Here is a 25,446-nt window from a genome sequence, read left to right on the forward strand (position 1 = left end):
ATTGTCCGCCCGCCGCCGCCTCCCGACGCCTCACGCATGCTGACTGCTGACGGGGACGACCTCGCCGGTCATGTACGAGGAGTAGCCGCTGGCGAGGAAGACGATCACGTTGGCGATCTCCCAGGGTTCGGCGTACCGGCCGAAGGCTTCCTTCTCGGTGAGTTCGGCGAGGAGTTCGGCGGAGGTGACCTTGGCCAGGTGCGGGTGCAGGGCGAGGCTGGGGGCGACGGCGTTGACGCGCACCCCGTAGTCGGCGGCCTCGATCGCGGCGCAGCGGGTGAGGGCCATGACGCCGGCCTTGGCGGCGGCGTAGTGGGCCTGGCCGCGCTGGGCGCGCCAGCCGACGACGGAGGCGTTGTTGACGAGGACCCCGCCGGTTCCGGCGGCCTTGAGGGAGCGCAGGGCGGCGCGGGTGCAGCGGAAGGTGCCGTTCAGGGTGACGTCGAGGATCTTCGTCCACTGGTCGTCGGTCATCTCGGTGAGTTCGGCGGTGCCGCCGAGGCCCGCGTTGTTGACGACGATGTCGAGGCCGCCGTGGGCGCGTTCGGCGTGCGCGAAGAGGGCCCCGACCTGGTCCTCGTCGGTGACGTCGCAGGTGAGGGCGGTGACCCGGTCGGCGCCGAACGTGTCGGCGAGGGCGTGTGCGCTCTCCCGCAGTCGGCGGGCGTGGGCGTCGCTGATGACGACGCGGGCGCCCTCCTCCAGGAAGCGGCGGGCGGTCGCTCCGCCGATCCCGGATCCGGCGGCGGCGGTGACGACGGCGGTGCGGCCGGCCAGCAGCCCGTGTCCCGGCAGGTACGGCGGTGCGCTCATGGCCCGTTCCCCCGACTTCTCGACGGCTTGTGGGGCGTACGTTAACCTACCAAACACTTGTTAGGGAACACTCTCGGTGATGGCGCCGACGACGTGGGGAAGGCGGGCGGGTCATGGATCTGGCGCGGACAGCACGGACCGAAGCGCTGCGGGCCGAGGCCCGGACCTGGCTGCGGGAGCATGTGCCGGCCCGGCCGCTGCCCTCCCTGGAGACCGGGAAGGGGTTCGCCGCGCACCGCGCGTGGGAGGCGCTGCTGCACACCGGCCGGTGGTCGGCCCCCTCCTGGCCCGAGGAGTACGGGGGCCGGGGCGCGGACCTCTTCGGCTGGCTGGCGTTCGAGGAGGAGTACTGGGCCGCGGGCGCGCCGGGCCGGGTCTCGCAGAACGGGATCAGCCTCCTCGCCCCGACCCTTCTCGCCCACGGCACGGCGGAGCAGCGGGCCCGGGTGCTGCCGCCGATGGCGAGCGGCGAGGTGATCTGGGCGCAGGCCTGGTCGGAGCCGGAGGCCGGGTCGGACCTGGCGGCGCTGCGCTCGCGGGCGGTGCGCACGGACGGCGGCTGGCTGTTGTCGGGGCAGAAGACCTGGTCCTCGCGGGCGGCGTTCGCCGACCGGGCGTTCGGCGTCTTCCGTACGGACCCGGGGACCGCGAAGCCGCACCAGGGGCTCACGTACCTGATGTTCGGGCTGTCGGAGCCGGGCGTCACCGTGCGTCCCATCGGGCGGCTGGACGGGAAGCCCGCGTTCGCCGAGATCTTCCTGGACGAGGTCTTCGTACCGGACCGGGACGTCATCGGGGAGCCGGGGCGGGGCTGGCGGATCGCGATGTCGGCGACCGGCGACGAGCGCGGCCTCACGCTCCGCTCCCCCGGCCGCTTCCTGGCCGCCGCCGACCGGCTGAGGGAGCTGTGGCGGGAGGCGGGCGATCCGGCGGACACGGCGCTGCGGGAGCGGGTGGCGGACGCGGTGATCGGGGCGCGGGCCTATCAGCTGTTCACGGCCGCCTCCGCGGCCCGGTTCGCGGCGGGCGCGGCGCTCGGTCCCGAGTCCAGCCTGAACAAGGTGTTCTGGTCGGGCTACGACATCGCGCTGCACGAGACGGCGCTCGACCTGCTGGGCCCGGACGCGGAGCTGGCGGACACCGCGTGGGCGGAGGGTTACGTCTTCGCGCTCGCCGGCCCGATCTACGCCGGGACCAACGAGATCCAGCGCGACATCATCGCCGAGCGGCTCCTCGGCCTGCCGAAGGGACGGCGCTGATGGGATTCCTCCTCGACGACGAGCAGCGGGAGTTCGCCCGGTCGCTGGACGCGCTGCTGAGCGCGGCCGGCACGCCGTCGGTCCTGCGGGCGTGGGCCGCCGGGGAGCACGGGCCGGGGCGCGCCCTGTGGGGGCGGCTCGCGGACGCGGGGGTGTTCGCGCTCGCGGTGCCGGAGGCGTACGGAGGTCTCGGGCCGCTCCCCGTGGAGCTGGCCGTCGCCTGCGTCGAGCTGGGGCGGCACGCGGTGCCCGGACCGGTGGCGGAGACCCTGGCGGCCGGGGCGCTGCTGAGCGGGACGGGCGGCCCGGTGGCCGAGGAGTGGCTGCCGAGGATCGCATCGGGTACGGCGGTGGTGTCGCTGGTCCTGGAGGGGCACGGGCCCTACGCCCTGGACGCGGACGCGGCGGACGCGGTGTTCACGGTGACCGGGGACGAGCTGCGGCTCGCGGCGGGCCCCGGGGCGCTGTCGGCCTCGGCGGATCCGGCGCGGCGGCTGTTCCGGCCGGAGCCGGGCGGCGAGCCGGTCGCCACGACCCCGGCGCTACGTCCGTCGGCACGGGCGGCGGGCGACTGGGCCTCCTTCGCCACGGCGGCCCTGGCGCTGGGCTGCGGGGAGGAGCTGCTGCGGGCGACCGTGGCGTACGTCAAGCAGCGCACCCAGTTCGGGGTGCCCGTCGGGTCCTTCCAGGCGGTCAAGCACCGGCTGGCGGACACCCTGCTCGGCCTGGAGTTCGCGCGCCCGCTGGTGTACGGGGCGGCGGTGGAGCTGTCCGGGGGATCGCCCGGGGCGGGGGCCGCGGTCGCGGCGGCGAAGGTGTCGGCGGGCGAGGCGGGGTACGCGGCGGCCCGCACCGCGCTCCAGTCGCACGGCGCGGTGGGCTACACCGAGGAGCTGGACCTGGCGTGGTGGCTGCGCCGGGCCCGGCCGCTGCGGGACGCGTGGGGGACGCCGTCGGCCTGCCGGGCCCGGGTACTGGCCGGCTGAACCGCCCCGGGCCCCGGCCCCGCGCTCAGACGGCCTCGGTCGGCGGGGCGTCGTCGCCGGTGCGTCGCACGGTGCGCAGCGGCTGTCCGGGACGCCAGGACCGGATGACCAGGGCCTCGCCGTCCAGCCCGATCCGGACCACCTCGGTCAGCTCGGCCCGGAAGAGGTGGAACGGCTCCGGCGGGCTCGCCTCCTCGATGAAGCGGGCGAGCAGCTGCGGGTCCGTGATCTCCACGGCCCGCCCGCTGACGCGGACGTCCCCGTCGTTCATCTCGGCGTCGGGCCCGGGGTTGGCCTGGAGCGCGAAACGCGGATCGCGCCACAGGTCCAGGGCCTTGCGGGAGTTCGGCATCATGCCGAGCAGCAGCTCACCGAAGCGGAAGTCGGCCTCCAGGCCGGTGACCCGGGGCGAGCCGTCCTTCCGCAGAGTGGCCAGGACATGGTGCTTGTAGAGCCGGAAGCGCCGCTGCACGGTGTCGGCGAAGTCGGGCTCGGCGGCGGCGAAGCCGTCCCAGGAGACCGGTGCGGGCGAAGGCGATGAAGAGGTCATGGGCGCCATGGAACACCGGATACCCGACATCCTCCGTCCGGATTGGCCGGGCGATCACACGTCCGAGAAGGTGATCAGCACCGCCTGGCCCATCGTCCGCAGGACGCCGGGCGACGCCCCGGCCGCCAGCACCGCGTCGTACCGGTCCAGCCGGACGCCCGCGCCCTCCAGCTCCGCGCCGTCGTCCAGGGAGACGGCCAGCACCGCACCGCCCGGGGGCGGCAGCAGGCGGACCGTGCCGCAGAGGACCGCGGCCTCCGCCCGGGTGGCGGCCCTGCGGTACATGACGTTGAGGTTGACGACGGGGCCGCCCAGCAGGAAGCCCTCGGTGGGCCGGTCACCGGGAAAGCCGTGCGGCCACAGCGGCTCGTCGACGATGTGGTGCTCGCCGCCGACGACCAGGTCCATGCCCGCGCCCTCGACCACGGTCAGGATGCGCTCCACGCCCGGGAACGCGGAGAACGGCCCGTCGGCGGTGACGTCCGCGAGGCTCACCCGCCAGTCGAAGTCGTCCGTCCCCGCGTCCTCGGGGCCGGTGGCGATCTCGCGGACGGTCCCGCCGCCGTTCTTCCACGGGACGGGCGCGCGGTCGGCGGCGCGCAGGATCCGTAGCGTCATCGGACGATCCCCTGCTCCCGGGCGGCGGCCAGCCAGAGCGGGAACTCGGCGACGAGCCGGTCGTACAGCTCGGAGTCCGGGACCTTGCGGGGGTCCTGGCCCGCGTGGAAGTACCCGGCGTTGTCGACGATCCGCTTCTCCGGGACGGCCAGCTCGTCGAGCCTGCGCAGGAAGTCGAACTGACTGCTGCGGGTGTTGCCGAAGCCGACGAACTGCCAGAACAGGGGCAGCTTCGCGGCCTTGCAGACGTAACGCTCGGCCGCCTGCTTGTTGATCGGCCCGCCGTCCGTCTGGAAGACGACCAGGGCGGGGGCGGTGGAGCCGCTGTCGAGGTAGTGGTCGATGACCGCGTCCATCGCCAGGTGATAGCTGGTCTTCCCCATGTGTCCGAGGCCCGCCACGATCGCGTCGATGCGGCCGTGGTGGTTGTCGAGGGCGATGTCGGTGACCGCGTCGACGTCGGTGGAGAAGAAGACGACGGGCACCGTGCCGTCGTCGTCGAGGTTGGCCGACAGGCCCAGGACCCGGTCGGCCAGCGCCTGGACGCTGCCGTCCTTGTAGTAGGGCTTCATCGAGCCGGAGTAGTCGAGGACGAGGTAGACCGCCGCGCGGTGGCCGCCCAGTCCGTGCTTCTCCAGCGAGACCCCGGCGCTGCGGTAGAGGCTGACCAGGGCCGGAGCGCTCTCCTGCACCTTGGTCAGGCTGATGGCCGGGCCGCTGCCCACGGCCGTGTTCAAGCCGTGCATGACGACCCCCCTGTTCTGCGTCTGCGGACCTCGAGCGTAGGCCACCGCCCGACCCCCGGGCACACGGTCCGCCGCACCGGTTCGCCATCTTGATCGCCGCCGCCCCCACCGGCCCCGTTGCCCGTCCCCAGTGAAGGAGCCGGCCATGGAGGCCGCTGCCACCGCGTGTTACCGCCATCCGTCCTACGAGACGTATGTCCACTGCACCCGTCCTGGGCGGGCTGCTGACCGGGGCGCTGGTGACGTACGGACTCGCCTTCGCGCCGGCGAAGCTGCGGGTCTGGCCGGTCCAGCTCGCGGGCAGGGGGCGGGGCGCGAAACCGGCCCCGGACGCGCCACGGCGCCCGCTGGTGTCCGGTCGGGGACGGGCAGGCGCCGCGTTCAGTTCCGTACGCCGTTGTACGGGACGTGTGGTGGGGGCTCCCCCGGGCCGCGTGGCCCAGGGGGAACCCGGGTGGTGCTCAGACCAGCAGGGACCGGTCCGTCGGGCGGATCGGCGCGTGCAGAGCGCTGGTCCCGGTCAGGAAGCGGTCCACTCCGCGGGCGGCGGAGCGGCCCTCGGCGATGGCCCACACGATCAGCGACTGGCCGCGTCCCGCGTCACCGGCGACATAGACGCCGTCGACATTGGTCGCGTAGTGCTCGTCGCGGGCGACGTTGCCGCGCTGGTCGAGCTCCAGGCCGAACTGCTGGACCAGGCCGTTGGACTGGTCGGTTCCGGTGAAGCCCATGGCCAGGGTGACGAGCTGCGCGGGAAGGCGCCGCTCCGTGCCGGGCTTCTGCTCCAGCTTACCGTCCTTGAACTCGACCTCCACCAGGTGGAGGGCCGCGACATTGCCGTCCTCGTCGCCCTCGAAGTGGGTGGTGGAGACGGAGTAGACCCGCTCGCCGCCCTCCTCGTGCGCGGAGGTGACCTTGTAGAGCATCGGGAAGGTCGGCCACGGCTGGCCCGGGTTCCGCTCCTCGCCCGGCTTCGGCATGATCTCCAGCTGGGTGACGGAGGCGGCGCCCTGACGGTGGGCGGTGCCCACGCAGTCGGCGCCGGTGTCGCCGCCGCCGATGACGACGACGTGCTTGCCGCCGGCGTGGATCGGGGCGACCGTCAGGTCGCCCTCCTGCACCTTGTTGGCGAGCGGCAGGTACTCCATCGCGAAGTGGATGCCACCCAGCTCACGACCGGGGGCCGGCAGGTCGCGGGAGACGGTGGCACCGGCCGCGATGACGACCGCGTCGTAGCGGCGGCGGAGCTTCGCGGCGTCGATGTCCTTGCCGATCTCCACCTCCGTACGGAACTTGGTGCCTTCCAGGCGCATCTGCTCGATGCGTCGGTTGATGTGCGACTTCTCCATCTTGAACTCGGGGATGCCGTAGCGCAGGAGGCCCCCGATCCGGTCCGCGCGCTCGTAGACGACGACGGTGTGGCCGGCCCGGGTCAGCTGCTGGGCGGCGGCGAGTCCCGCCGGGCCCGAGCCGACGACCGCGACGGTCTTGCCGGAGAGGCGCTCGGGCGGCTGCGGGGTGACGTCGCCGCTGTCCCACGCCTTGTCGATGATGGAGACCTCGACGTTCTTGATGGTGACGGCGGGCTGGTTGATGCCGAGCACGCACGCCGACTCACAGGGGGCCGGGCACAGCCGCCCGGTGAACTCCGGGAAGTTGTTCGTGGCGTGCAGCCGCTCGGAGGCGGCGGTCCAGTCCTCGCGGTAGGCGTAGTCGTTCCACTCGGGGATGAGGTTTCCCAGCGGACAGCCGTTGTGGCAGAACGGGATGCCGCAGTCCATGCAGCGGCCGGCCTGCTTGCTGATGATCGGGAGCAGCGAGCCCGGAACGTAGACCTCGTTCCAGTCCTTGACGCGCTCGGCCACGGGGCGGGTCTGGGCGACCTCGCGTCCGGTGGTCAGGAAGCCCTTGGGGTCAGCCATTGGTCGCCGCCTCCATCATCTTCTCGGTGGTCTCCTGCTCGGAGAGACCGGCGAGCTCAGCGGCGTCCTTGGCGGCGAGCACTGCCTTGTACGTGGACGGGATGATCTTGCTGAAGCGGGACGCGGCGCCGTGGGCGCCGTCCCACTCGGCGAGGAGCTTCTCGGCGACGGTGGAGCCGGTCTCCTCCTGGTGGCGGCGCACGACGTCGTGCAGCCACTGCCGGTCGGTGTCGTCCAGCTCCTCGACCGCGCCGAGGTTGCCGACGTTGACGTTGTCGCGGTTCAGGTCGATGACGTACGCGACACCGCCCGACATGCCGGCGGCGAAGTTGCGGCCGGTCTCGCCGAGGACGACGGCCTGGCCGCCGGTCATGTACTCGCAGCCGTGGTCGCCGACGCCTTCGGAGACGACGAGCGCCCCGGAGTTGCGGACGCAGAAGCGTTCGCCGGTGCGGCCGCGCAGGAAGACCTCGCCGCCGGTCGCGCCGTAGCCGATGGTGTTGCCGGCGATGGTGGAGTACTCGGCGAGGTGGTCGGCGCCCCGGTCCGGGCGGACGATCACCCGGCCGCCGGAGAGGCCCTTGCCGACGTAGTCGTTGGCGTCGCCCTCCAGCCGCAGGGTCACGCCGCGCGGCAGGAACGCGCCGAAGGACTGGCCGGCCGAGCCGGTGAAGGTGATGTCGATGGTGTTCTCGGGCAGGCCCGCACCGCCGAACTTCTTGGTCACCTCGTGGCCGAGCATGGTGCCGACGGTCCGGTTGATGTTGCGGATCGCGACCTGGGCGCGGACCGGCTGGGCGGCCTCGGGGCTGGTCGCTCCGAGCGCGTCGGCGGCCAGCTTGATCAGCTGGTTGTCGAGCGCCTTCGTCAGGCCGTGGTCCTGCTCGATGATCCGGTGGCGGACCGCGCCCTCGGGCAGCTCGGGCACGTGGAAGAGCGGGGCGAGGTTGAGGCCCTGCGCCTTCCAGTGGGTGATCGCCCGGTCGGTGTCGAGGAGCTCGGCGTGGCCGACGGCTTCTTCGATGGTGCGGAAGCCCAGCTCGGCGAGGATCTCGCGGACCTCTTCGGCGATGAACTGGAAGAAGTTGACGATGTACTCGGCCTTGCCGGAGAACCGACTCCGCAGGACCGGGTTCTGGGTGGCGATGCCGACCGGGCAGGTGTCCAGGTGGCAGACGCGCATCATGACGCAGCCGGAGACGACGAGCGGCGCGGTCGCGAAACCGAACTCCTCGGCGCCCAGCAGTGCGGCGATGACGACGTCGCGGCCGGTCTTGAGCTGGCCGTCGGTCTGCACGACGATGCGGTCGCGCAGGCCGTTGAGCAGCAGGGTCTGCTGGGTCTCGGCGAGGCCGAGCTCCCAGGGGCCGCCCGCGTGCTTGAGCGAGGTGAGCGGGGAGGCGCCCGTTCCGCCGTCGTGGCCGGAGATGAGGACGACGTCCGCGTGCGCCTTGGAGACACCGGCGGCGACCGTGCCGACACCGACCTCGGAGACCAGCTTCACGTGGATCCGCGCCTGCGGGTTCGCGTTCTTCAGGTCGTGGATCAGCTGGGCGAGGTCTTCGATGGAGTAGATGTCGTGGTGCGGCGGCGGCGAGATGAGGCCGACGCCGGGCGTCGAGTGACGCGTCTTGGCGACCCACGGGTACACCTTGTGGCCGGGCAGCTGGCCGCCCTCGCCGGGCTTGGCGCCCTGGGCCATCTTGATCTGGATGTCGTCCGCGTTGACCAGGTACTCGCTGGTCACCCCGAAGCGGCCGGAGGCGACCTGCTTGATGGAGGAGCGGCGCGCCGGGTCGTACAGGCGGTCCGGGTCCTCGCCGCCCTCGCCGGTGTTGGACTTGCCGCCGAGCTGGTTCATCGCGATGGCGAGCGTCTCGTGCGCCTCGCGGGAGATCGAGCCGTAGGACATGGCGCCGGTGGAGAAGCGCTTGACGATCTCGGAGGCGGGCTCGACCTCGTCGAGGGAGATCGGCTCGCGGCCGGAGTCGAAGCCGAAGAGGCCGCGGAGCGTCATCAGACGCTCGGACTGCTCGTTCACCCGGTCCGTGTACTGCTTGAAGATGTCGTAGCGCCGGTTGCGGGTGGCGTGCTGGAGGCGGAAGACCGTCTCGGGGTCGAACAGGTGCGGCTCGCCCTCGCGCCGCCACTGGTACTCGCCGCCGATCTCCAGCGCGCGGTGCGAGGCCGCGATGCCGGAGGCGGGGTACGCCTTGGTGTGCCGGGCGGCGACCTCCTTGGCGACGACGTCCAGGCCGGCGCCGCCGATCTTGGTGGCGGTGCCGTTGAAGTACGTCGCGACGAAGGCCTCGTCCAGGCCGACGGCCTCGAAGACCTGGGCGCCGCGGTAGGAGGCGACGGTGGAGATGCCCATCTTGGACATGACCTTCAGGACGCCCTTGCCGAGCGCGTAGATCAGGTTCCGGATGGCCTGCTCGGACTCGATGTTCTCGATGAACGTGCCGGCGCGGACCAGGTCCTCGACGGACTCCATGGCGAGGTACGGGTTGACCGCGGCGGCGCCGTAGCCGATGAGCAGCGCGACGTGGTGGACCTCGCGGACGTCCCCGGCCTCGACCAGCAGGCCCACCTGGGTGCGCTGCTTGGTGCCGATGAGGTGGTGGTGGACGGCCGAGGTGAGCAGCAGCGAGGGGATCGGTGCGTGCTCGGCGTCGGAGTGCCGGTCGGAGAGGACGATGAGGCGGGCGCCGTCCTCGATGGCGGCGTCGACCTCGGCGCAGATCTCCTCGATCCGCGCGGCCAGCGCGTCGCCTCCGCCGCCGACCCGGTAGAGACCGGCCAGCGTGGCGGCCTTCATGCCCGGCATGTCGCCGTCGGCGTTGATGTGTATGAGCTTGGCGAGCTCGTCGTTGTCGATCACCGGGAAGGGCAGCGTGACGCTGCGACACGCGGCGGCGGTCGGTTCCAGGATGTTGCCCTGGGGTCCGAGCGAGGAGCGCAGCGAGGTGACGAGCTCCTCGCGGATGGCGTCCAGCGGCGGGTTGGTGACCTGGGCGAAGAGCTGGGTGAAGTAGTCGAAGAGCAGCCGGGGGCGCTCGGAAAGCGCGGCGATCGGCGAGTCGGTGCCCATGGAGCCGAGCGGCTCGCCCGCGGTGCGGGCCATCGGCGCGAGGAGGACGCGGAGCTCTTCCTCGGTGTAGCCGAAGGTCTGCTGGCGGCGGGTGACCGAGGCGTGGGTGTGCACGATGTGCTCACGCTCGGGCAGGTCGCCGAGGCCGATCTCACCGGTCTCCAGCCACTCCTGGTAGGGCTGCTCGGCGGCGAGGGACGCCTTGATCTCGTCGTCCTCGATGATGCGGTGCTCGGCGGTGTCGACGAGGAACATCTTGCCGGGCTGGAGGCGGCCCTTGCGGACGACCTTCGCGGGGTCGATGTCCAGGACGCCGACCTCGGAGGAGAGCACGACGAGGCCGTCGTCGGTGACCCAGTAGCGGCCGGGGCGCAGACCGTTGCGGTCGAGGACCGCGCCGACCTGGACGCCGTCGGTGAAGGTGACGCAGGCCGGGCCGTCCCAGGGCTCCATCATCGTGGCGTGGTACTGGTAGAAGGCGCGCCGCGCCGGGTCCATCGAGTCGTGGTTCTCCCACGCCTCGGGGACCATCATCAGCACCGAGTGCGGCAGCGAGCGGCCGCCGAGGTGGAGCAGCTCCAGGACCTCGTCGAAGGAGGCCGAGTCGGAGGCGTCCGGGGTGCAGACGGGGAAGATCCGGTCGAGCTGCGCCTGGCCGAAGAGCTCGGAGGCGAGCTGGGACTCGCGGGCCTTCATCCAGTTGCGGTTGCCCTTGACCGTGTTGATCTCGCCGTTGTGCGCGACGAAGCGGTACGGGTGGGCCAGCGGCCAGCTGGGGAAGGTGTTGGTGGAGAAGCGGGAGTGGACCAGCGCGACCGTGGAGGCGAAGCGGCGGTCGGAGAGGTCCGGGAAGAACGGCTCCAGCTGCCCGGTGGTGAGCATGCCCTTGTAGACGATGGTGCGGGCGGAGAGCGAGGGGAAGTACACCCCGGCCTCACGCTCGGCACGCTTGCGCAGGACGAACGCCTTGCGGTCCAGGACGATGCCGGTGGACTCGCCGTCGGCGACGAAGACCTGGCGGAACTCGGGCATCGTGGCGCGGGCGCCGTTGCCGAGAAGTGCGGGGGTGACCGGGACGTCGCGCCAGCCGAGGACCTTCAGGCCCTCCTGCGTGGCGATCTTCTCGATCGTCCGGACGGCCTCGGTGGAGTCGTCCGCGGGGAGGAAGGCGATGCCCACGGCATAGGAGCCGGCCTCGGGAAGCTCAAAGGGGGTCTCGGCGCGCAGGAAGGCGTCGGGGACCTGGCAGAGAATGCCGGCGCCGTCGCCGGAGTCGGGCTCGGAGCCGGTGGCGCCGCGGTGTTCGAGGTTGCGCAGTACGGTCAGCGCCTGCTCGACCAGCTCATGGCTGGCCACACCGGTCAGAGTGGCCACGAACCCGACGCCACAGGCGTCGTGCTCGTTACGGGGGTCGTACATCCCCTGCTGGGCGGGGCGACCGTCCATGGGCGACCAGGCGTCGATACGCATCGGCTCTCCCGTCGTCGTCGTGGCATTTGCGGTGCCGAGGGACGACGTTGGCCCTCTGCGAAATTTCGTGCAGGTTACATGATGGGGCGCTTCTCAAGAAGCGGAAGACTTGTTCCAACATACGGACACCGTGATGACCGGAAGTGACTGGCTGACCAGCGGTGACCGGATGACCAGGGGGTGGGTCGCTGTCGGAACGATCGGCGCCCGGGGACCCGCAGAGAGCAGGCGTCGTTGCCTGCGGTGCCTACGGCTCATGCCCGGCGGCAAAGGAAACGAAACCACCGAGTAACGGCTACTTATGTGCAGCCCTGCATAGAGTCTCATTTTACGGCCGGAGTGCCCGTTCCGCCCAGTGGGTGGCGCCAAGACGTACGTCACACGGATTTCCGGGCGATTGCGCCGTTCGGGCGACCCGGTTACGCCGCCCCGCCCCGGCTCCCCGCCGGCCGCGTCGTCAGCCGACCGCCACCCCCGAACAGGGTGGCCGTCAGCCGACCGCCACCCCGAACAGGGTGCCCAGTCCGTATGTCAGCGCCGCAGCCGTGCCGCCCAGGACGAGCTGGCGCAGCCCGCTGAACCACCAGCTGCGGGCCGTCACCCGGGCGACGACCGCGCCGCAGGCGAAGAGTCCGACCAGGGCGAGGAGCACCGCGGGCCACAGGGCGCTCGCGCCCAGGAGGTAGGGCAGGACCGGCAGCAGGGCGCCCAGCGCGAACGCGCCGAACGACGAGACGGCGGCCACGAGCGGCGAGGGCAGGTCGCCCGGGTCGATGCCGAGCTCCTCGCGGGCGTGGATCTCCAGCGCCTGCTCCGGGTCGCGCGACAGCTGCCGGGCGACCTCGCGGGCCAGCGGGGCGTCGACGCCCCGGGACTCGTAGAGCGCGGCCAGCTCCGCCATCTCGTCCTTGGGGTGCTTACGGAGCTCCCGGCGCTCGACGTCGAGCTCGGCCTCGACCAGTTCGCGCTGCGAGGCGACGGAGGTGTACTCGCCCGCGGCCATGGAGAAGGCCCCGGCCGCGAGCCCCGCGAGGCCCGTGATCACGATGGTCTGCTGGGAGACCGCGCCGCCCGCGACCCCGGTCATCAGGGCGAGGTTGGAGACCAGGCCGTCCATCGCGCCGAAGACGGCGGGGCGCAGCCAGCCGCCGTTCACATCCCGGTGGGTGTGGTTGTCCCGGTGTGCCTCGTGCAGGACGGCTTCGGTCTCGATGATGGCCACGGCGCGCTTCTCCCCTTTGCCTCGGTCTTCGCTCCGGCGGGCTGTCACCCCGCGGATCCCCGCTGAGTACAACTTTCGACAATGTCCAAACTACGCCGTTCGAGCGACCGCCGCCAGCAAGGCAAGGCTGCCCTACCACCCCCTCTGACCTGCGAAGAAAGGCCAGCCTCAGCTACCTCGGCCATCATCCGGCTGGCCCCTTTCGCGGCGTTTCCCGCCTCCCTTCGCCCTCCGCGTGGCACAGATGCGGACAGGGCCCGGAAACGGACTCGCCGGACGAGCGAAGGGCGACGCGATGAACACGGCCGTCGGCAATGACCGGGCCAGGGGTGCGCTGCTGGGGCTTGCGGTCGGGGACGCGCTCGGCGCCCCGGCGGAGAATCTGCGGCCCTCCGAGATCCGCCGCCGCTGGGGGCGGATCGAGGGCTTCGTGAGCGACGACCCGGCGGGCACCGACGACACGGAGTACGCGATCTTCTCCGGGCTGCTGCTGGCCCGGCACGGCTCCGCGCTCGACGTCTCCCATGTGGAGCGGGCCTGGCACCACTGGATCGCCGATCTGGACGAGGGCCCCTTCCGGGGGGCCGGGTTCAGCGAGCGCGGCACCCTGGAGAACCTGCGCCGGGGCCTGGCCGCACCGATCTCGGCCCAGCACCGGCACGCGTGGAGCGACGGGCTCGCGATGCGGGCGGCCCCCTTCGGCGTGTTCGCGGCGGGCCGCCCCGCCGAGGCGGCCCGGCTGGTCGCGGTGGACGGCCGGGTCAGCCACGAGGGCGAGGGGATCTACGGGGGCCAGGCGGTGGCGGCCGGGGTCGCGGCCGCCATGGTCGGCTCGGGCCTCGCCTCGGTGATCGCGGCCGCGCTCTCGGTGGTCCCGATGGACTCCTGGACGGCCCGGTCGCTGCGCCGGGCGGTGGCGGCGGCCCAGCGGCCCTACCCCGACCGGCTCACGATGGAGCGGGCGGTGCGCTCGGCGGTGGTGATCGCCGGCTACCCGTGGACGGACCTCGCGCCGGAGGCGGTGGGCCTGGCGTTCGGAGCGTTCACGGCGGCGCGCGGGGACTTCCGGACGGCGGTGCTGACGGCCGTCAACATGGGCCGCGACGCCGACACGACGGCGGCGGTGGCGGGGGCGCTGGCCGGGGCGCTGCACGGGGAGAGCTCCATCCCGCCGGACTGGGCGGGCGCAATCGGCCCGGTCCGGGGCAGCTGCCTGCCCTCGATGCGCGGCTATCACGTCCTGGACATCGCGGAACTGCTGACCCCGGACGACCCGGGAACGGCCGAGCCGACCGGGGCGACGGAAACCGCACAGGAGCGGGGCGGCGGTCGCGAGCCTTCGGCCGTACGGGACATGGCGTCGGTGGCGGCTTCCTTCGAGCCCGTACGGGAGGAGCGGCGATGACGACGGCACGCGAAGCAGCCGGGGGCGGCAGGACGGCGACGGCCCCGGCCACAGCCACAGCCACAGCCACGGACGAAACCGCGGAACGCGGTGCGGGGACGACGGCCGCAGGCGGGACTGCCGCGGGCGGTACGGCGATGACTGCCGTAGGCGGTACGGCGGTGACGGCCGCAGGCGAAACCGTCGCCCGCGCCACGGCGGCAACGGCCACAGGCGGGAGGGCCGCACGCGGCAGGTCGGCGACCGCCACAGCCGACCCCACCGCTCGCGGCACGCAGACGACGACCACGGGCCAAGCCCCCGCACGCCACACACCCACGACCGCCCCCGCACCCGACACCCCGACAACCACCACCGGCGAAGCCCCCACACGCCACACACCCACGACGGCCACAGGCGAAGCGCCCCGCGCGTCCGTCGCCCCCGGCCACCCCGTCCCCTCCCGCCGTGCCCGGATCGAGGGCCTGCTGCTCGGGCTTGCCGCGGGCGACGCCGCCGGGTGGCCCGCCGCGCGGCACCGGGCGGCCCGGATGCCCGAGTGGACCCGGCGGCTCACCCGGGAGCTGGACACCTTCGCGGAGCAGAACGCCACCACCACGCTCCCGGTGCCCATCGCCCTCAACCAGCCGCCCGAGCCGCTGCGGCTCGGGCCGTCCGACGACGCCGAGTGGGCCGCGTTCGCCGCCCGTACGGTGTTGGCGGCGGCGGCCGACGACGCGGTGGGGCTGGCCTCCGGCCGGCGGATGCGGGACGCGGTGGACCGGGCCTGGAACGCGCTGGCCGCCACCGTCGCCGCCGCCAGCGCGCGGGCCCCCGAGGTCGAGGCGGCGGTGCTCCCGCTGCGAGCCCGTATCTCCGTGCGGGCCGGGCTCGGCAATCTGGCCGCCGGGCTGCGGCCGCCCGCCACCGGGCACGACAACCCGCACTACTTCGACGACGCCGCCTGCGTACGGGCCGCCGTGCTCGCCGTGGCCCACCCGGGCGACCCGGAGGAGGCGGCGGCCCTCGCGGAGTTCGATGCCCGCTACACCCAGGACGGCGACGGGGTGCACGGGGCGCGGGCCGTGGCCGCCGCGGTCGCCGTGGCGCTGGCCGGGGCGGACGTCGACACCGTGGTGAACGCCGCCCTCGCCCAGCTCCCCGAGGGCACCGAGATCGCCCGCAACGCCGCGCACGCGGTCCGTCTGGCCCGGGAGTTCGCCGACGAGCCCGCAGGGGCGTTCGCCCTGGTCCCGGTGTTGGAGCACCAGATCGTGGACCACGTCTACAGCTACGGGATCGCGGCGGCGGAGACCGTACCGGTCGCGCTCGCCCTCACCACCGCCGCCCGGGGCGAGATCGCCCAGGCCATCCCGGCCGCCGCCTGCCTCTCCCGGGTCGCGGACTCCGCGCCCGCCCTGGCCGGGGCGCTGACCGGGGCGATCGGCTCGGTCAGCACCGTACCGGCGGGCTGGCGCGAGGCCTGCCGGACGCTCGCCGGCTGCGCGCTGCCCCGGCTCGCGGGCACGGACCTGATCGAACTCGCCGGGCTGCTGGCAGCCACGGAACCGACCACCCCGGGTGGACAATTCCGGCATGACGCCCACAACGGCCACGGCAGCCGCACCCGCCTCCCCGACTCCCCAGCCCCTCCCGCCCACGCCCGGACTCGATGAACGCATCACCCGGGCCCTCGTCGGAGCCGCCGTCGGCGACGCGCTCGGCGGCCCGGTCGAGGGCTGGACCCCCGAGCAGATCGCCGAGCGCCACGGCGGCCGGGTGACCGGGATCGTCGGCCCCTGGTACGGCGAGGACTGGCGCACCGCGCGCCCCATCGCCCCGTACCACAAGGGCGACGGGCACGTCACCGACGACACCCTGATGACCCATGCGCTGATCCGGGTCTACGAGCGGGTCCGCGACCACCTCGACGCGTACGCCGTCGCGGACCACCTCGTACCGGACCTGCTGTCGCCGCGCTGGATCCCGGAGCTGGAGGCCGAGGCGCTGCCGCTCCAGCGGATCTTCCTGGCGGAGAAGTGGATCGTGGCCCGGCTGCACTACGGGCACATCGACCCGCGCGAGGCCGGTACGGGCAACATCGTCAACTGCGGGGCGGCGATGTACATGGCCCCGGTCGGCCTGGTCAACGCCGGCCACCCGCAGGCGGCGTACGCCGAGGCGCTGGAGATCGCCGCGCCCCACCAGTCCTCGTACGGGCGGGAGGCCGCCGGAGTCTTCGCTGCCGCCGTCGCCGCCGCCTGCCGCCCGGGGGCGACTCCCGACGCGGTGGTCGACGCCGCCCTCGCCGTCGCCAAGGACGGCACCCGGTCCGCGATCGCCGCCGTCTGCGAAGTGGCCGCGCGACACGACGACTTCGAGTCGGCCCTGATCCCGCTGCGCGCGGCCGTCGAACCGTTCGACACCGTCGGCCCCGACTACCGCAGCCCCTCGCTCGGCGCGCGCCGCCCCTCCCGGCTGCACGCCATCGAGGAACTGCCCATCGCCCTGGGGATGTTGCTGGTCGGGGGCGGCGACTACCGGCGTACGGTGCTCGGTTCGGTCAACTACGGACGGGACTGCGACTCCATCGCGACGATGAGCGGGGCGATCGTGGGCGCGCTGGGCGGCGAGGTCCCGGCCGACTGGGCCGCCACCGTCGCGGAGGCGAGCCGGCTGGACCTGCACGCCCCGGCGGGGGCGCTGGCGCAGGTGGCCCGGGAGGTCTTCGCCCGGGACCTGGAGCGCCGCCGGGCCCACCAGGAGGCCTTCACCGCGCTGGCCGGTGAGCGGTGAACGTCCGTCTCACCTGGGTGCAGCCCGAGGACCTGGTCGGGCACGAGCTGCGGCAGGCCGCGCAGGACGGCCGGGACGCCCGGGAGATCGAGGAGCGGTGGTACGCGGCCGGGGGCTCCCCCGCCCCGGACCGCGCGGGCGCCTCCGAACCGCCGGCACCGCCCCGGCTGCGCGAACTGGCCGGCCGTCTCCTCGACGAACTCGCCCTGCTGGAATCGCCGTTGGCCGCCGACGAGCCGACCGGTCTGGCGGACATCGTGGCTGCCTGCCCGCACTGGCCGGGCCCGCCCGAGGCCGCGCCCGTCGGCGGGCAGGACCGGCTGCACGCCGCCTGGCTGGGCCGGGCGGCGGGCTGTCTGCTCGGCAAGCCGGTGGAGAAGCTGCCGCTGGACGGCATCCGCGCGCTGGCCCGAGCCACCGGCAACTGGCCGCTCGCCACCTGGTTCACCGCGCACGGAGTGCCCGCCGAGCTGCTCGCCGCCCACCCCTGGAACCGCCGATCGGCCCCCACGTCCCTGGCCGAGAACATCGACGGCATGCCGGAGGACGACGACCTTAACCACCCGCTGCTCACCCTGCTGTTGCTCCAGCGGCACGGGCGCGCCTTCACCACCGCCGACCTGGCCCGGCTGTGGCTGGACGAGCTGCCGGCCGGGCGCGCCTTCACCGCCGAGCGCGTCGCGTACGGCAATCTCCTGGCGGGCGTCGAGCCCCCGGAGACGGCCCGCCGCCGCAACCCGTTCCGGGAGTGGATCGGCGCGCAGATCCGGGCCGACGTGCACGGCTGGACCCACCCCGGCGACCCGGCCGGGGCCGCCGCCCAGGCCCACCGCGACGCGGTCCTCACCCACACCGGCAACGGAGTGTACGGGGCGATGTTCACCGCCGCCGCGCTCGCCGTGGCGGCCGGGGGCGAGAGCGATGTGCACGGCTGCCTGGCCGCCGGGCTGCGGGTGGTGCCTCCGCACTCGCGGTATGCGCGTGCGGTCCGGCTCGGCATCGAAACCGCCCGTGCGCAGGAGGAGTTCGACGTGGTGGTGGACCGGCTGCACGCCGCGTACGCCGACACCCACCACTGGGTGCACGTGCTGCCCAACGCCGCGCTGCTGGCCGCCGCCCTCACCCACGCCGACGGCGACTTCACCCGGTCCATCGGCCTCGCGGTCTCCGGCGGCTGGGACACCGACTCCAACGGGGCGACCGCCGGTTCGCTGGCCGGACTGCTCGCGGGCGGGCCGGACGCGCTGCCCGAGCACTGGACGGCTCCGCTGAAGAACCGCCTCGCCACCTCCGTACCCGGCTTCGACCGGACCGGGTTCGACACCCTCGCCGCACTGACCCACCAGGAGGCTCTGCGCCCATGACCCGCATCGCGGTGCTCGGCAGCACCAACATGGACCTCGTCGCCTACACGGCCCGCGCCCCCGCGCGCGGCGAGACCGTCACCGGACGGGAGTTCCGCACGGTCCCCGGCGGCAAGGGCGCCAACCAGGCCGTCGCCGCCGCCCGCGCGGGCGGGGAGGTGGCCATGATCGGCGCGGTCGGCGACGACGTGTACGGGCCCCTGCTGCGCGACGGCCTCGAACACGCCGGGGTGGACACCGACCTCCTGCACACCGCGGAGGGACCCAGCGGCACGGCGCACATCGTGGTGGACGAGGCCGGGGCCAACTCGATCGTGGTGATCCCCGGCGCCAACGGCGTGGTGACCGCGCTCGGACCCGGGGAGATCGCCGCCATCGCCGCCGCCGACCTGCTGCTCATGCAGCTCGAACTCCCGTTGTCCGCCGTCGTCGAGGGAGCCCGCGCGGCCCGATCCCAAGGCGTGCGGACCATCCTCACCCCCGCCCCCGTGCAGCCCCTGCCCGACGAACTCCTCGACCACATCGACCTGTTGGTCCCCAACGAGCACGAAGCCGCCGAGCTGTCGGGGCGGGCCGAACCGCACGCCGCCGCCCAGATCCTGCTGCGCCGGGTGCCCGAGGTCATCGTCACGCTCGGCGCGAAGGGCTGCCTGTACGCGGCCCGGGGCGGCGAGCCGGTGCTCTTCGAGGCCCCCGCGGTGACCGCCGTCGACACGACCGGGGCCGGGGACACCTTCGTCGGCACGCTGGCCGTGGCGCTCGGCGAGGGGCGGCCGGTGGCCGAAGCCGTCGCCTGGGCGTCGGCGGCGGCCGCCCTGTGCGTCCAGAAACCCGGCGCGTCCACGTCCATGCCCTACCGCAGCGAGATCGAGGCAGCATGACCCCCACCACCGAATCCGTCGGCGCAGGACCCCTGACCGGTCTCAAGGTCATCGACCTGGCCACCCTCTTCGCCGGACCGCTCGCGGCCACCATGCTCGGGGACTTCGGCGCCGATGTGATCAAGGTCGAGCACCCCCGTAAGCCTGACCCCTCGCGCGGGCACGGGCCCGCCAAGGACGGGGTCGGCCTGTGGTGGAAGCTGCTCGGCCGCAACAAGCGCACCCTCACCCTGGACCTGTCCGCGCCCGGCGGCCGGGACGTGCTGCTCCAACTGGCCGCCGAGACCGATGTGATCGTCGAGAACTTCCGGCCCGGGACCCTGGAGCGCTGGGGTCTCGGCCCCGAGGAGCTGCACGCCGTCAACCCCCGTCTGGTGCTGGCCCGGGTCACCGGCTTCGGCCAGTTCGGCCCGTACGCCCACCGCCCCGGCTTCGGGACGCTGGCCGAGGCGATGAGCGGCTTCGCGGCGATCACCGGGGAGCCGGAGGGGCCGCCGACGCTGCCGCCGTTCGGGCTCGCCGACTCCATCGCGGCGCTGGCCACGGCGTACGCGGTGATGGCCGCGCTCGCCGGGCGGGAGAAGACGGGCCGGGGCCAGGTGGTGGACCTGGCGATCATCGAGCCGATCCTCACCGTGCTGGGCCCGCAGCCGCTCTGGTACGACCAGCTCGGTTACGTCCAGCCGCGCACCGGCAACCGCTCCCGCAACAACGCCCCGCGCAACACCTACCGCACGGCCGACGGCCACTGGGTGGCGGTCTCCACCTCCGCCCAGTCCGTCGCCGAGCGGGTGATGCGGCTGGTCGGCCGCCCGGACCTGATCGAGGAGCCCTGGTTCGGCGCGGGCACCACCCGGGCCGAGCACACCGAGGAGCTGGACGGGGCGGTCGGCCACTGGATCTCCCGGCACAGCCGGGAGGAGGTGCTCAACGGCTTCGAGAAGGCGGAGGCGGCGGTCGCGCCGATCCATGACGTACGGGAGGTGATGGAGGACCCGCAGTACCGGGCGCTCGGCACCATCGCCGAGGTCGACGACCCGGAGCTGGGGCCGCTGCGGATGCAGAACGTCCTCTTCCGGCTCTCGGAGACCCCCGGCGGGATCCGGTGGGCGGGCCGCCCGCACGGCGCGGACACCGAGGAGATCCTGGCCGGGCTCGGCCTCCCGGAGAACCGGATCGCGGCCCTGCGCGACCAGGGGGCCCTGTGACCGGCCGCCCGGTCCCGGTCCCGCCGCTGCCGGACGGCCCGCCGCCGCCCGTCGGCCGACCGCCACTGACCTGGCTGTACGTGCCCGGGGACCGGCCGGAGGTGGTGGCCAAGGCACTGGGCTGCGGGGCCGACGTGGTGATCGTCGACCTGGAGGACGCCGTCGCCCCGGACCGTAAGGAGTACGCGCGGTCGGCCACCGCCGAACTCCTCGCCGACCCGGTGACCGCCTCCCCCGACGCCGTACCGGTGCATGTCCGGGTGCACGGCGAGCAGGACATCCGGACGCTGATGAAGCTGCCGGGGCTCTCCGGCTTCCGGCTGCCCAAGATCACCCACGCCGTCTCGGTGCACCATGTGGCGGCGGTGGCCCCCGGCGTACCGCTCTATCCGCTGCTGGAGTCGGCGCTCGCCCTGGAGCACGCGTACTCGATCGCCTCGGCCGACACGTCGGTGCGGGGCATCGCGCTGGGCGAGGCGGATCTGCGGGCCGATCTGGGCGTACGGGAGGACCGCGGGCTCGACTGGTCGCGCAGCCGGCTGGTGGTGGCGGCGCGGGCGGCCGCGCTGCCACCGCCCGCCCAGTCGGTGTTCCCGGACGTCCGGGACCTGGACGGGCTGTGGACGTCGTGCGGGCGGGGGCGGGCACTCGGGATGCTGGGCCGGGCGGCGATCCACCCGCGCCAGCTGCCGGTGATCGAGCGGGCGTTCCGTCCCACGGCCGAGGAGATCGAGGCGGCCGAGGAGATCGTCACGGCCTCGGCGGTGGAGGCCGGGGCGCTGGCGCTGCCGGACGGGAGGTTCGTGGACGCGGCGGTGGTGGCGTCGGCGCGTCGCACACTGGCGATCGCCGGGCGGTCCTGAGGTCTCTCAGGTCCGCCCGGCGATCGGGGGCATGCGAAGTGCGGGGCGCGAGCCGGTCAGCTCTTGTCGGCTGCCTCGGGGGCGGAGTCCTTCTTCAGCGGGTCCTTGTCCGCGCTGTCGGCCTCCGGGGCGTCCGGGTCCTCGGCGCCGTCCTTCTTCTCGGCGGCCTCGGCGGCCTCGGCGGTCTTCGCGGCCTCCGCGTCCCGGTCCGGCTCGACGATCTCCTCGCGTCCCGGACGGATCTTCGCGGAGATCACGATGTAGACGACGGCGAGGACGAAGACGATGATCGCGGTCCACACGTTCAGGCGGAGACCCAGGATGTGATGGGCCTCGTCGACCCGCATGTACTCGATCCAGCCGCGTCCCGCGCAGTAGGCCGCGACGTAGAGCGCGAACGCCCGTCCGTGGCCGAGCTTGAAGCGGCGGTCGGCCCAGATGACCAGCAGCGCGACGCCGAGGCACCACAGCGACTCGTACAGGAAGGTCGGGTGGTACGTCCCGGCGACCCGGTTCGGGCCGTCGCTGATCTCCAGCGCCCAGGGGAGGTCGGTGGGCTTGCCGTACAGCTCCTGGTTGAACCAGTTGCCCCAACGGCCGATGGCCTGGGCGATCACCAGGCTCGGGGCCATCGCGTCGGCCCAGGCGGGCAGCGGGATGCCCCGGCGGCGGCAGCCGATCCAGGCGCCGACGGCGCCGAACGCGACCGCACCCCAGATGCCGAGGCCGCCCTCCCAGATCTTGAAGGCGTCGACCCAGTTCTCACCGTCGCTGAAATACAGCTGGTAGTCGGTGATCACGTGGTAGAGCCGACCGCCGACGAGACCGAAGGGCACCGCCCAGACGGCGATGTCGGCCACGGTGCCGGCTTTGCCGCCCCGGGCGATCCAGCGCTTGTTGCCGAACCAGACGGCGACGAAGACACCGATGATGATGCAGAACGCGTAGCCGCGGAGCGGGATCGGGCCGAGCTCGATCACGCCGGTCGACGGGCTGGGAATGAAGGCAAGGTTCATGGCGAGGTCGACGCTACCTTGCCGGGCGGTGGGTACGGCAAGCCACCCGGCAACGTCTGGGTAACGAGGGCCGCGTCACGGACGGGTGCGGGACGCGGTCAGGAACCGGGGGCGGACGAGGGGACGGCCGGGTCGGAGGACCCGCCGGCCGGGGCGGACGGGGCGGCGGTGCCCGGCTTCTTGCCCTGGTTGGCCTCGGCGACCCACTTCTTCAGGTTCTCCGGGGAGATCTGCTCGTCGCCCTTGCTCGGGAAGACGGACTCCCCGTTGAGCAGCACCGTCGGCGTGCCCTGGAAGCCGCCCTCGCGGAAGGCCGTGTCGGACTTCTTCACCCAGCTGTCGTGCTCGCCGTCCTCCACACAGCTGCGGAAGGCCGGTGTGTCGAGCCCCTCGACCTCCCCGGCCAGCTCGATCAGCCGGCTGTTCTTGCCGAAGGCGTCGTCCGGCTCGGGAGGCTGGTTGCTGAAGAGCGCGTCGTGATACGGCGCGAACTTGCCGGCGTCCTGGGCGCAGGCGGCGGCGTTGGCGGCGCGCAGCGATCCGGTGCCGCCGAGATTGCCGTCGATGATCGTGGCCAGGTGGTACTCCACCCTGATCCGGCCCTCGTCCGCCAGCTCCGTGATGGTGTCCCGGAAGGCGTTCTCGAACTGGGCGCAGACGGGGCAGCGGAAGTCCTCCCAGATCGTGAGGGTGGACGGGGCGTCGGCGGCGCCGACCGGCAGGGTGAGGGCGTCCTCACCGATCGCGCCGGAAGGGGCGACCGCCGGGCCGGAGGCGGTGTCGCCGCCGTCGTCCTTGCCCGCGTTGGCCGCGATCAGTCCGACCACGGCGGCCAGGGCGAGCACCCCGACCACCGCCGAGGCGACGATCAGCGTCCGGCGGCGCTTCTCGCGCCCCTTCTCCCGCTCGCGCTGCTGGGCCAGGCGCTCGCGCGCGCTTCTGTTTCCCTCAGGGATCTTGTCGCTCACACCCGGGGAACGAACCGGGGAGGCGCCTACGCGTCTCCCCGGTCCACAATCCACCCATTCGGGTGATTCCAGGGCTCAGCCCTTTCGAACACCTTCGGCCAGTTCGCCCGCCAGGGATCGGACGGCGGCGAGGCCGGCGGCCTCGTCGGGGGCGTCCAGCATCGCCTTGACGAAGGCCGAGCCGACGATCACGCCGTCCGCGAACCCGGCGACCTCGGCGGCCTGCGCCGCGTTGGAGACGCCGAGGCCGACGCAGACCGGGAGGTCGGTGGTGGCGCGGGTGCGCTCCACCAGGTCCTGGGCCTGGGCGCCGACGGAGGCGCGGGTGCCGGTGACGCCCATCAGGGACGCGGCGTAGACGAAGCCGCTGCCGGCCGCCGTGATGGTGGCGAGGCGGGCGTCCTGGCTGCTGGGGGCGACGACGAACACGGTGGCCAGACCGTGCTTCTCGGCGTGCTCGCGCCACAGCGCGGACTCCTGGACCGGCAGGTCGGGCAGGATGCATCCGGCGCCGCCCGCCTCGGCCAGCTCGGCGGTGAAGCGCTCGACGCCGTAGCGGTCGACGGGGTTCCAGTACGTCATGACCAGGATCGGGACGCCGGTGGCCCGGTGCGCCTCGCGGACCGTGCGCATCACGTCGGCGATCCGGACGCCGCCGCGCAGGGCGATGTCGTCGGCGGTCTGGATGACCGGCCCGTCGAGCACCGGGTCGCTGTGCGGGAGTCCGATCTCGACGACGTCAGCGCCGCCCTCGACGACGGCCTTGACCGCCTCGATGCCGCCGTCGACGGTCGGGAAGCCCGCCGGGAGATAGGCGATGAGCGCCGCCCGGTCCGCCGCCTTCGTGGCGGCGAGGGTGGTGTTCAACAGCTCGATGTTGCCGCTCACTTGGCGTCCCCCTCGATCTCGGCGCGGTCGCTGTCGGCATCCGCTTCGACGACGGCGTCGGCCTCGTAGAGCCCGAAGTAGCGGGCTGCGGTGTCCATGTCCTTGTCGCCGCGGCCGGACAGGTTGATGAGGATCAGCCCGTCCTCGCCGAGCTCCTTGCCGAGGTCCAGGGCTCCGGCGAGCGCGTGGGCGCTCTCGATGGCCGGGATGATGCCCTCGGTGCGGGACAGCAGGCGCAGGGCCTGCATGGCGGCGTCGTCGGTGACCGCGCGGTACTCGCCGCGGCCGGTGTCCTTGAGGTAGGAGTGCTCCGGGCCGATGCCCGGGTAGTCCAGGCCCGCCGAGATGGAGTACGGCTCGGTGATCTGGCCCTCGTCGTCCTGGAGGACGTAGGAGCGCGAGCCGTGCAGGATGCCCGGCTCCCCCGCGGTCAGGGTGGCCGCGTGCTCGCCGGTCTCGACGCCGTGTCCGGCGGGCTCGCAGCCCACCAGGCGGACCCCGGAGTCGGGGATGAAGGCGTGGAAGAGACCGATGGCGTTGGAGCCGCCGCCGACGCAGGCGACCGCAGCGTCCGGGAGGCGGCCCGCGCGCTCCAGGATCTGGCGGCGGGCCTCGACGCCGATGACGCGGTGGAAGTCGCGGACCATTGCCGGGAAGGGGTGCGGACCGGCGACGGTGCCGAAGAGGTAGTGGGTGCGGTCCACGTTGGCGACCCAGTCGCGGAACGCCTCGTTGATGGCGTCCTTCAGGGTCCGCGAGCCGGACTTCACGGCGACGACCTCGGCGCCGAGCATCCGCATCCGGGCCACGTTCAGCGCCTGGCGCTCGGTGTCGATCTCCCCCATGTAGATGGTGCAGTCGAGGCCGAAGAGGGCACAGGCGGTCGCGGTGGCGACACCGTGCTGGCCGGCCCCGGTCTCGGCGATGACGCGGGTCTTGCCCATGCGCTTGGTGAGGAGGGCCTGGCCCAGCACGTTGTTGATCTTGTGCGAGCCGGTGTGGTTCAGGTCCTCGCGCTTGAGGAAGATCCGGGCGCCGCCCGCGTGCTCGGCGAAGCGCGGGACCTCGGTCAGCGCGCTGGGACGGCCCGTGTAATGGACCATGAGCTCGTTGAGCTCGGCGGCGAAGGCCGGGTCGGACTTGGCCTTGTCGTACTCGACGGCGACCTCGTCCACGGCGGCGACGAGCGCCTCCGGGATGAACTTGCCGCCGTACGCGCCGAAATAGCCCTCGGCGCTGGGGATCAGACCCTCGGGGTCCGGAATGAAGAAGTCGGACGACATGCGACGTGCTCCTTGGCGTGGCAACGGATGGATGCACCGTGGGCGCGGAGCGGCGAGCGCCACCGCGACCGGCGTGCGGTCGTGGCGGTGCGGTCGTACGTACGGGAGGAGACGAGGG

Annotated in this window: 20 protein-coding genes; 9 read left to right on the top strand and 11 right to left on the bottom strand. The window is 73.2% G+C overall.

Going from position 1 to position 25,446, the window contains the following annotated elements:
* Positions 1–30: 30 nt before the first annotated feature.
* Positions 31–813, bottom strand: a complete 783-nt coding sequence (locus tag ACH4UK_RS01100; RefSeq protein WP_398353984.1) for an SDR family oxidoreductase — start codon at positions 811–813, stop codon at positions 31–33.
* Between the two features lie 113 nt (positions 814–926).
* Between ACH4UK_RS01100 and ACH4UK_RS01105 the strand changes: the two genes are divergently transcribed.
* Entirely contained in the window at positions 927–2,072 is a 1,146-nt protein-coding gene (locus tag ACH4UK_RS01105; protein ID WP_398353985.1) for an acyl-CoA dehydrogenase family protein, read from the top strand.
* Positions 2,072–3,058 (top strand): acyl-CoA dehydrogenase family protein, encoded by a 987-nt coding sequence (locus ACH4UK_RS01110; protein ID WP_398353986.1) that lies wholly within the window; start codon positions 2,072–2,074, stop codon positions 3,056–3,058. Before ACH4UK_RS01105 ends, ACH4UK_RS01110 begins: the two co-directional genes overlap by 1 nt.
* 25 nt (positions 3,059–3,083) lie before the next feature.
* Here the strand turns inward: ACH4UK_RS01110 and ACH4UK_RS01115 are convergent, their stop codons facing one another.
* From ACH4UK_RS01115 to ACH4UK_RS01140, 6 genes are all read right to left on the bottom strand, one after another.
* The gene (locus ACH4UK_RS01115) at positions 3,084–3,617 is read right to left on the bottom strand and encodes a pyridoxamine 5'-phosphate oxidase family protein (protein ID WP_398353987.1); all 534 of its coding nucleotides are present in this window, start codon (positions 3,615–3,617) and stop codon (positions 3,084–3,086) included.
* Between the two features lie 45 nt (positions 3,618–3,662).
* Positions 3,663–4,226, bottom strand: coding sequence for a HutD family protein (locus ACH4UK_RS01120; protein WP_398353988.1), 564 nt, complete (start codon positions 4,224–4,226; stop codon positions 3,663–3,665).
* Positions 4,223–4,972 (bottom strand): vWA domain-containing protein, encoded by a 750-nt coding sequence (locus tag ACH4UK_RS01125; protein ID WP_398353989.1) that lies wholly within the window; start codon positions 4,970–4,972, stop codon positions 4,223–4,225. Before ACH4UK_RS01125 ends, ACH4UK_RS01120 begins: the two co-directional genes overlap by 4 nt.
* A 461-nt stretch (positions 4,973–5,433) precedes the next feature.
* A complete protein-coding gene (locus tag ACH4UK_RS01130; RefSeq protein WP_398353990.1) occupies positions 5,434–6,894 on the bottom strand; it encodes a glutamate synthase subunit beta in 1,461 nt (486 codons plus the stop codon).
* Positions 6,887–11,455: a glutamate synthase large subunit gene (gene gltB, locus ACH4UK_RS01135; RefSeq protein WP_398353991.1), complete on the bottom strand. Its 4,569-nt coding sequence runs from the start codon at positions 11,453–11,455 to the stop codon at positions 6,887–6,889. Before gltB ends, ACH4UK_RS01130 begins: the two co-directional genes overlap by 8 nt.
* A 490-nt stretch (positions 11,456–11,945) precedes the next feature.
* Positions 11,946–12,677, bottom strand: coding sequence for a VIT1/CCC1 transporter family protein (locus ACH4UK_RS01140; RefSeq protein WP_398353992.1), 732 nt, complete (start codon positions 12,675–12,677; stop codon positions 11,946–11,948).
* Positions 12,678–12,972: 295 nt separating this feature from the next.
* Between ACH4UK_RS01140 and ACH4UK_RS01145 the strand changes: the two genes are divergently transcribed.
* From ACH4UK_RS01145 to ACH4UK_RS01175, 7 genes are all read left to right on the top strand, one after another.
* Positions 12,973–14,082, top strand: a complete 1,110-nt coding sequence (locus tag ACH4UK_RS01145) for an ADP-ribosylglycohydrolase family protein (RefSeq protein ID WP_398353993.1) — start codon at positions 12,973–12,975, stop codon at positions 14,080–14,082.
* Between the two features lie 137 nt (positions 14,083–14,219).
* The gene (locus ACH4UK_RS01150; RefSeq protein WP_398353994.1) at positions 14,220–15,737 is read left to right on the top strand and encodes an ADP-ribosylglycohydrolase family protein; all 1,518 of its coding nucleotides are present in this window, start codon (positions 14,220–14,222) and stop codon (positions 15,735–15,737) included.
* Positions 15,658–16,857 carry an ADP-ribosylglycohydrolase family protein gene (locus ACH4UK_RS01155; protein ID WP_398353995.1) on the top strand — a complete coding sequence of 400 codons (1,200 nt, stop codon included), beginning with the start codon at positions 15,658–15,660 and terminating at the stop codon, positions 16,855–16,857. Before ACH4UK_RS01150 ends, ACH4UK_RS01155 begins: the two co-directional genes overlap by 80 nt.
* A complete protein-coding gene (locus ACH4UK_RS01160) occupies positions 16,854–18,221 on the top strand; it encodes an ADP-ribosylglycohydrolase family protein (RefSeq protein ID WP_398353996.1) in 1,368 nt (455 codons plus the stop codon). Before ACH4UK_RS01155 ends, ACH4UK_RS01160 begins: the two co-directional genes overlap by 4 nt.
* Entirely contained in the window at positions 18,218–19,102 is an 885-nt protein-coding gene (gene rbsK / locus ACH4UK_RS01165) for a ribokinase (protein ID WP_398353997.1), read from the top strand. Before ACH4UK_RS01160 ends, rbsK begins: the two co-directional genes overlap by 4 nt.
* The gene (locus ACH4UK_RS01170) at positions 19,099–20,310 is read left to right on the top strand and encodes a CaiB/BaiF CoA transferase family protein (RefSeq protein WP_398353998.1); all 1,212 of its coding nucleotides are present in this window, start codon (positions 19,099–19,101) and stop codon (positions 20,308–20,310) included. Before rbsK ends, ACH4UK_RS01170 begins: the two co-directional genes overlap by 4 nt.
* Entirely contained in the window at positions 20,307–21,173 is an 867-nt protein-coding gene (locus tag ACH4UK_RS01175) for an HpcH/HpaI aldolase/citrate lyase family protein (protein WP_398353999.1), read from the top strand. The genes ACH4UK_RS01170 and ACH4UK_RS01175 overlap by 4 nt, the downstream gene beginning before the upstream one ends.
* A gap of 56 nt (positions 21,174–21,229) precedes the next feature.
* On the opposite strand, the gene lgt is transcribed toward ACH4UK_RS01175, so the two are convergent.
* The 4 genes from lgt to trpB form a co-directional block, all read right to left on the bottom strand.
* Positions 21,230–22,189: a prolipoprotein diacylglyceryl transferase gene (gene lgt, locus ACH4UK_RS01180; RefSeq protein ID WP_398354000.1), complete on the bottom strand. Its 960-nt coding sequence runs from the start codon at positions 22,187–22,189 to the stop codon at positions 21,230–21,232.
* Positions 22,190–22,287: 98 nt separating this feature from the next.
* A complete protein-coding gene (locus ACH4UK_RS01185) occupies positions 22,288–23,157 on the bottom strand; it encodes a DsbA family protein (protein WP_398354001.1) in 870 nt (289 codons plus the stop codon).
* 75 nt (positions 23,158–23,232) lie between these two features.
* Positions 23,233–24,045, bottom strand: a complete 813-nt coding sequence (gene trpA / locus ACH4UK_RS01190; protein ID WP_398354002.1) for a tryptophan synthase subunit alpha — start codon at positions 24,043–24,045, stop codon at positions 23,233–23,235.
* Positions 24,042–25,328: a tryptophan synthase subunit beta gene (gene trpB / locus ACH4UK_RS01195; RefSeq protein ID WP_398354003.1), complete on the bottom strand. Its 1,287-nt coding sequence runs from the start codon at positions 25,326–25,328 to the stop codon at positions 24,042–24,044. The genes trpA and trpB overlap by 4 nt, the downstream gene beginning before the upstream one ends.
* Positions 25,329–25,446 lie beyond the last annotated feature (118 nt).

Source organism: Streptomyces sp. NPDC020884 (genome assembly GCF_044333935.1).
Taxonomy (GTDB): Bacteria; Actinomycetota; Actinomycetes; order Streptomycetales; family Streptomycetaceae; genus Streptomyces.

Excerpts from the sequence above, each read along its gene's own strand:
- ACH4UK_RS01115 (WP_398353987.1), bottom strand. The coding sequence starts at position 3,617 with ATGGCGCCCATGACCTCTTCATCGCCTTCGCCCGCACCGGTCTCCTGG.
- ACH4UK_RS01105 (WP_398353985.1), top strand. The coding sequence starts at position 927 with ATGGATCTGGCGCGGACAGCACGGACCGAAGCGCTGCGGGCCGAGGCC.
- ACH4UK_RS01130 (WP_398353990.1), bottom strand. The coding sequence starts at position 6,894 with ATGGCTGACCCCAAGGGCTTCCTGACCACCGGACGCGAGGTCGCCCAG.
- ACH4UK_RS01150 (WP_398353994.1), top strand. The coding sequence starts at position 14,220 with ATGACTGCCGTAGGCGGTACGGCGGTGACGGCCGCAGGCGAAACCGTC.
- ACH4UK_RS01100 (WP_398353984.1), bottom strand. The coding sequence starts at position 813 with ATGAGCGCACCGCCGTACCTGCCGGGACACGGGCTGCTGGCCGGCCGC.
- ACH4UK_RS01170 (WP_398353998.1), top strand. The coding sequence starts at position 19,099 with ATGACCCCCACCACCGAATCCGTCGGCGCAGGACCCCTGACCGGTCTC.
- ACH4UK_RS01145 (WP_398353993.1), top strand. The coding sequence starts at position 12,973 with ATGAACACGGCCGTCGGCAATGACCGGGCCAGGGGTGCGCTGCTGGGG.
- ACH4UK_RS01120 (WP_398353988.1), bottom strand. The coding sequence starts at position 4,226 with ATGACGCTACGGATCCTGCGCGCCGCCGACCGCGCGCCCGTCCCGTGG.
- lgt (WP_398354000.1), bottom strand. The coding sequence starts at position 22,189 with ATGAACCTTGCCTTCATTCCCAGCCCGTCGACCGGCGTGATCGAGCTC.
- ACH4UK_RS01155 (WP_398353995.1), top strand. The coding sequence starts at position 15,658 with ATGACGCCCACAACGGCCACGGCAGCCGCACCCGCCTCCCCGACTCCC.
- ACH4UK_RS01110 (WP_398353986.1), top strand. The coding sequence starts at position 2,072 with ATGGGATTCCTCCTCGACGACGAGCAGCGGGAGTTCGCCCGGTCGCTG.
- rbsK (WP_398353997.1), top strand. The coding sequence starts at position 18,218 with ATGACCCGCATCGCGGTGCTCGGCAGCACCAACATGGACCTCGTCGCC.
- gltB (WP_398353991.1), bottom strand. The coding sequence starts at position 11,455 with ATGCGTATCGACGCCTGGTCGCCCATGGACGGTCGCCCCGCCCAGCAG.
- trpB (WP_398354003.1), bottom strand. The coding sequence starts at position 25,328 with ATGTCGTCCGACTTCTTCATTCCGGACCCCGAGGGTCTGATCCCCAGC.
- ACH4UK_RS01125 (WP_398353989.1), bottom strand. The coding sequence starts at position 4,972 with ATGCACGGCTTGAACACGGCCGTGGGCAGCGGCCCGGCCATCAGCCTG.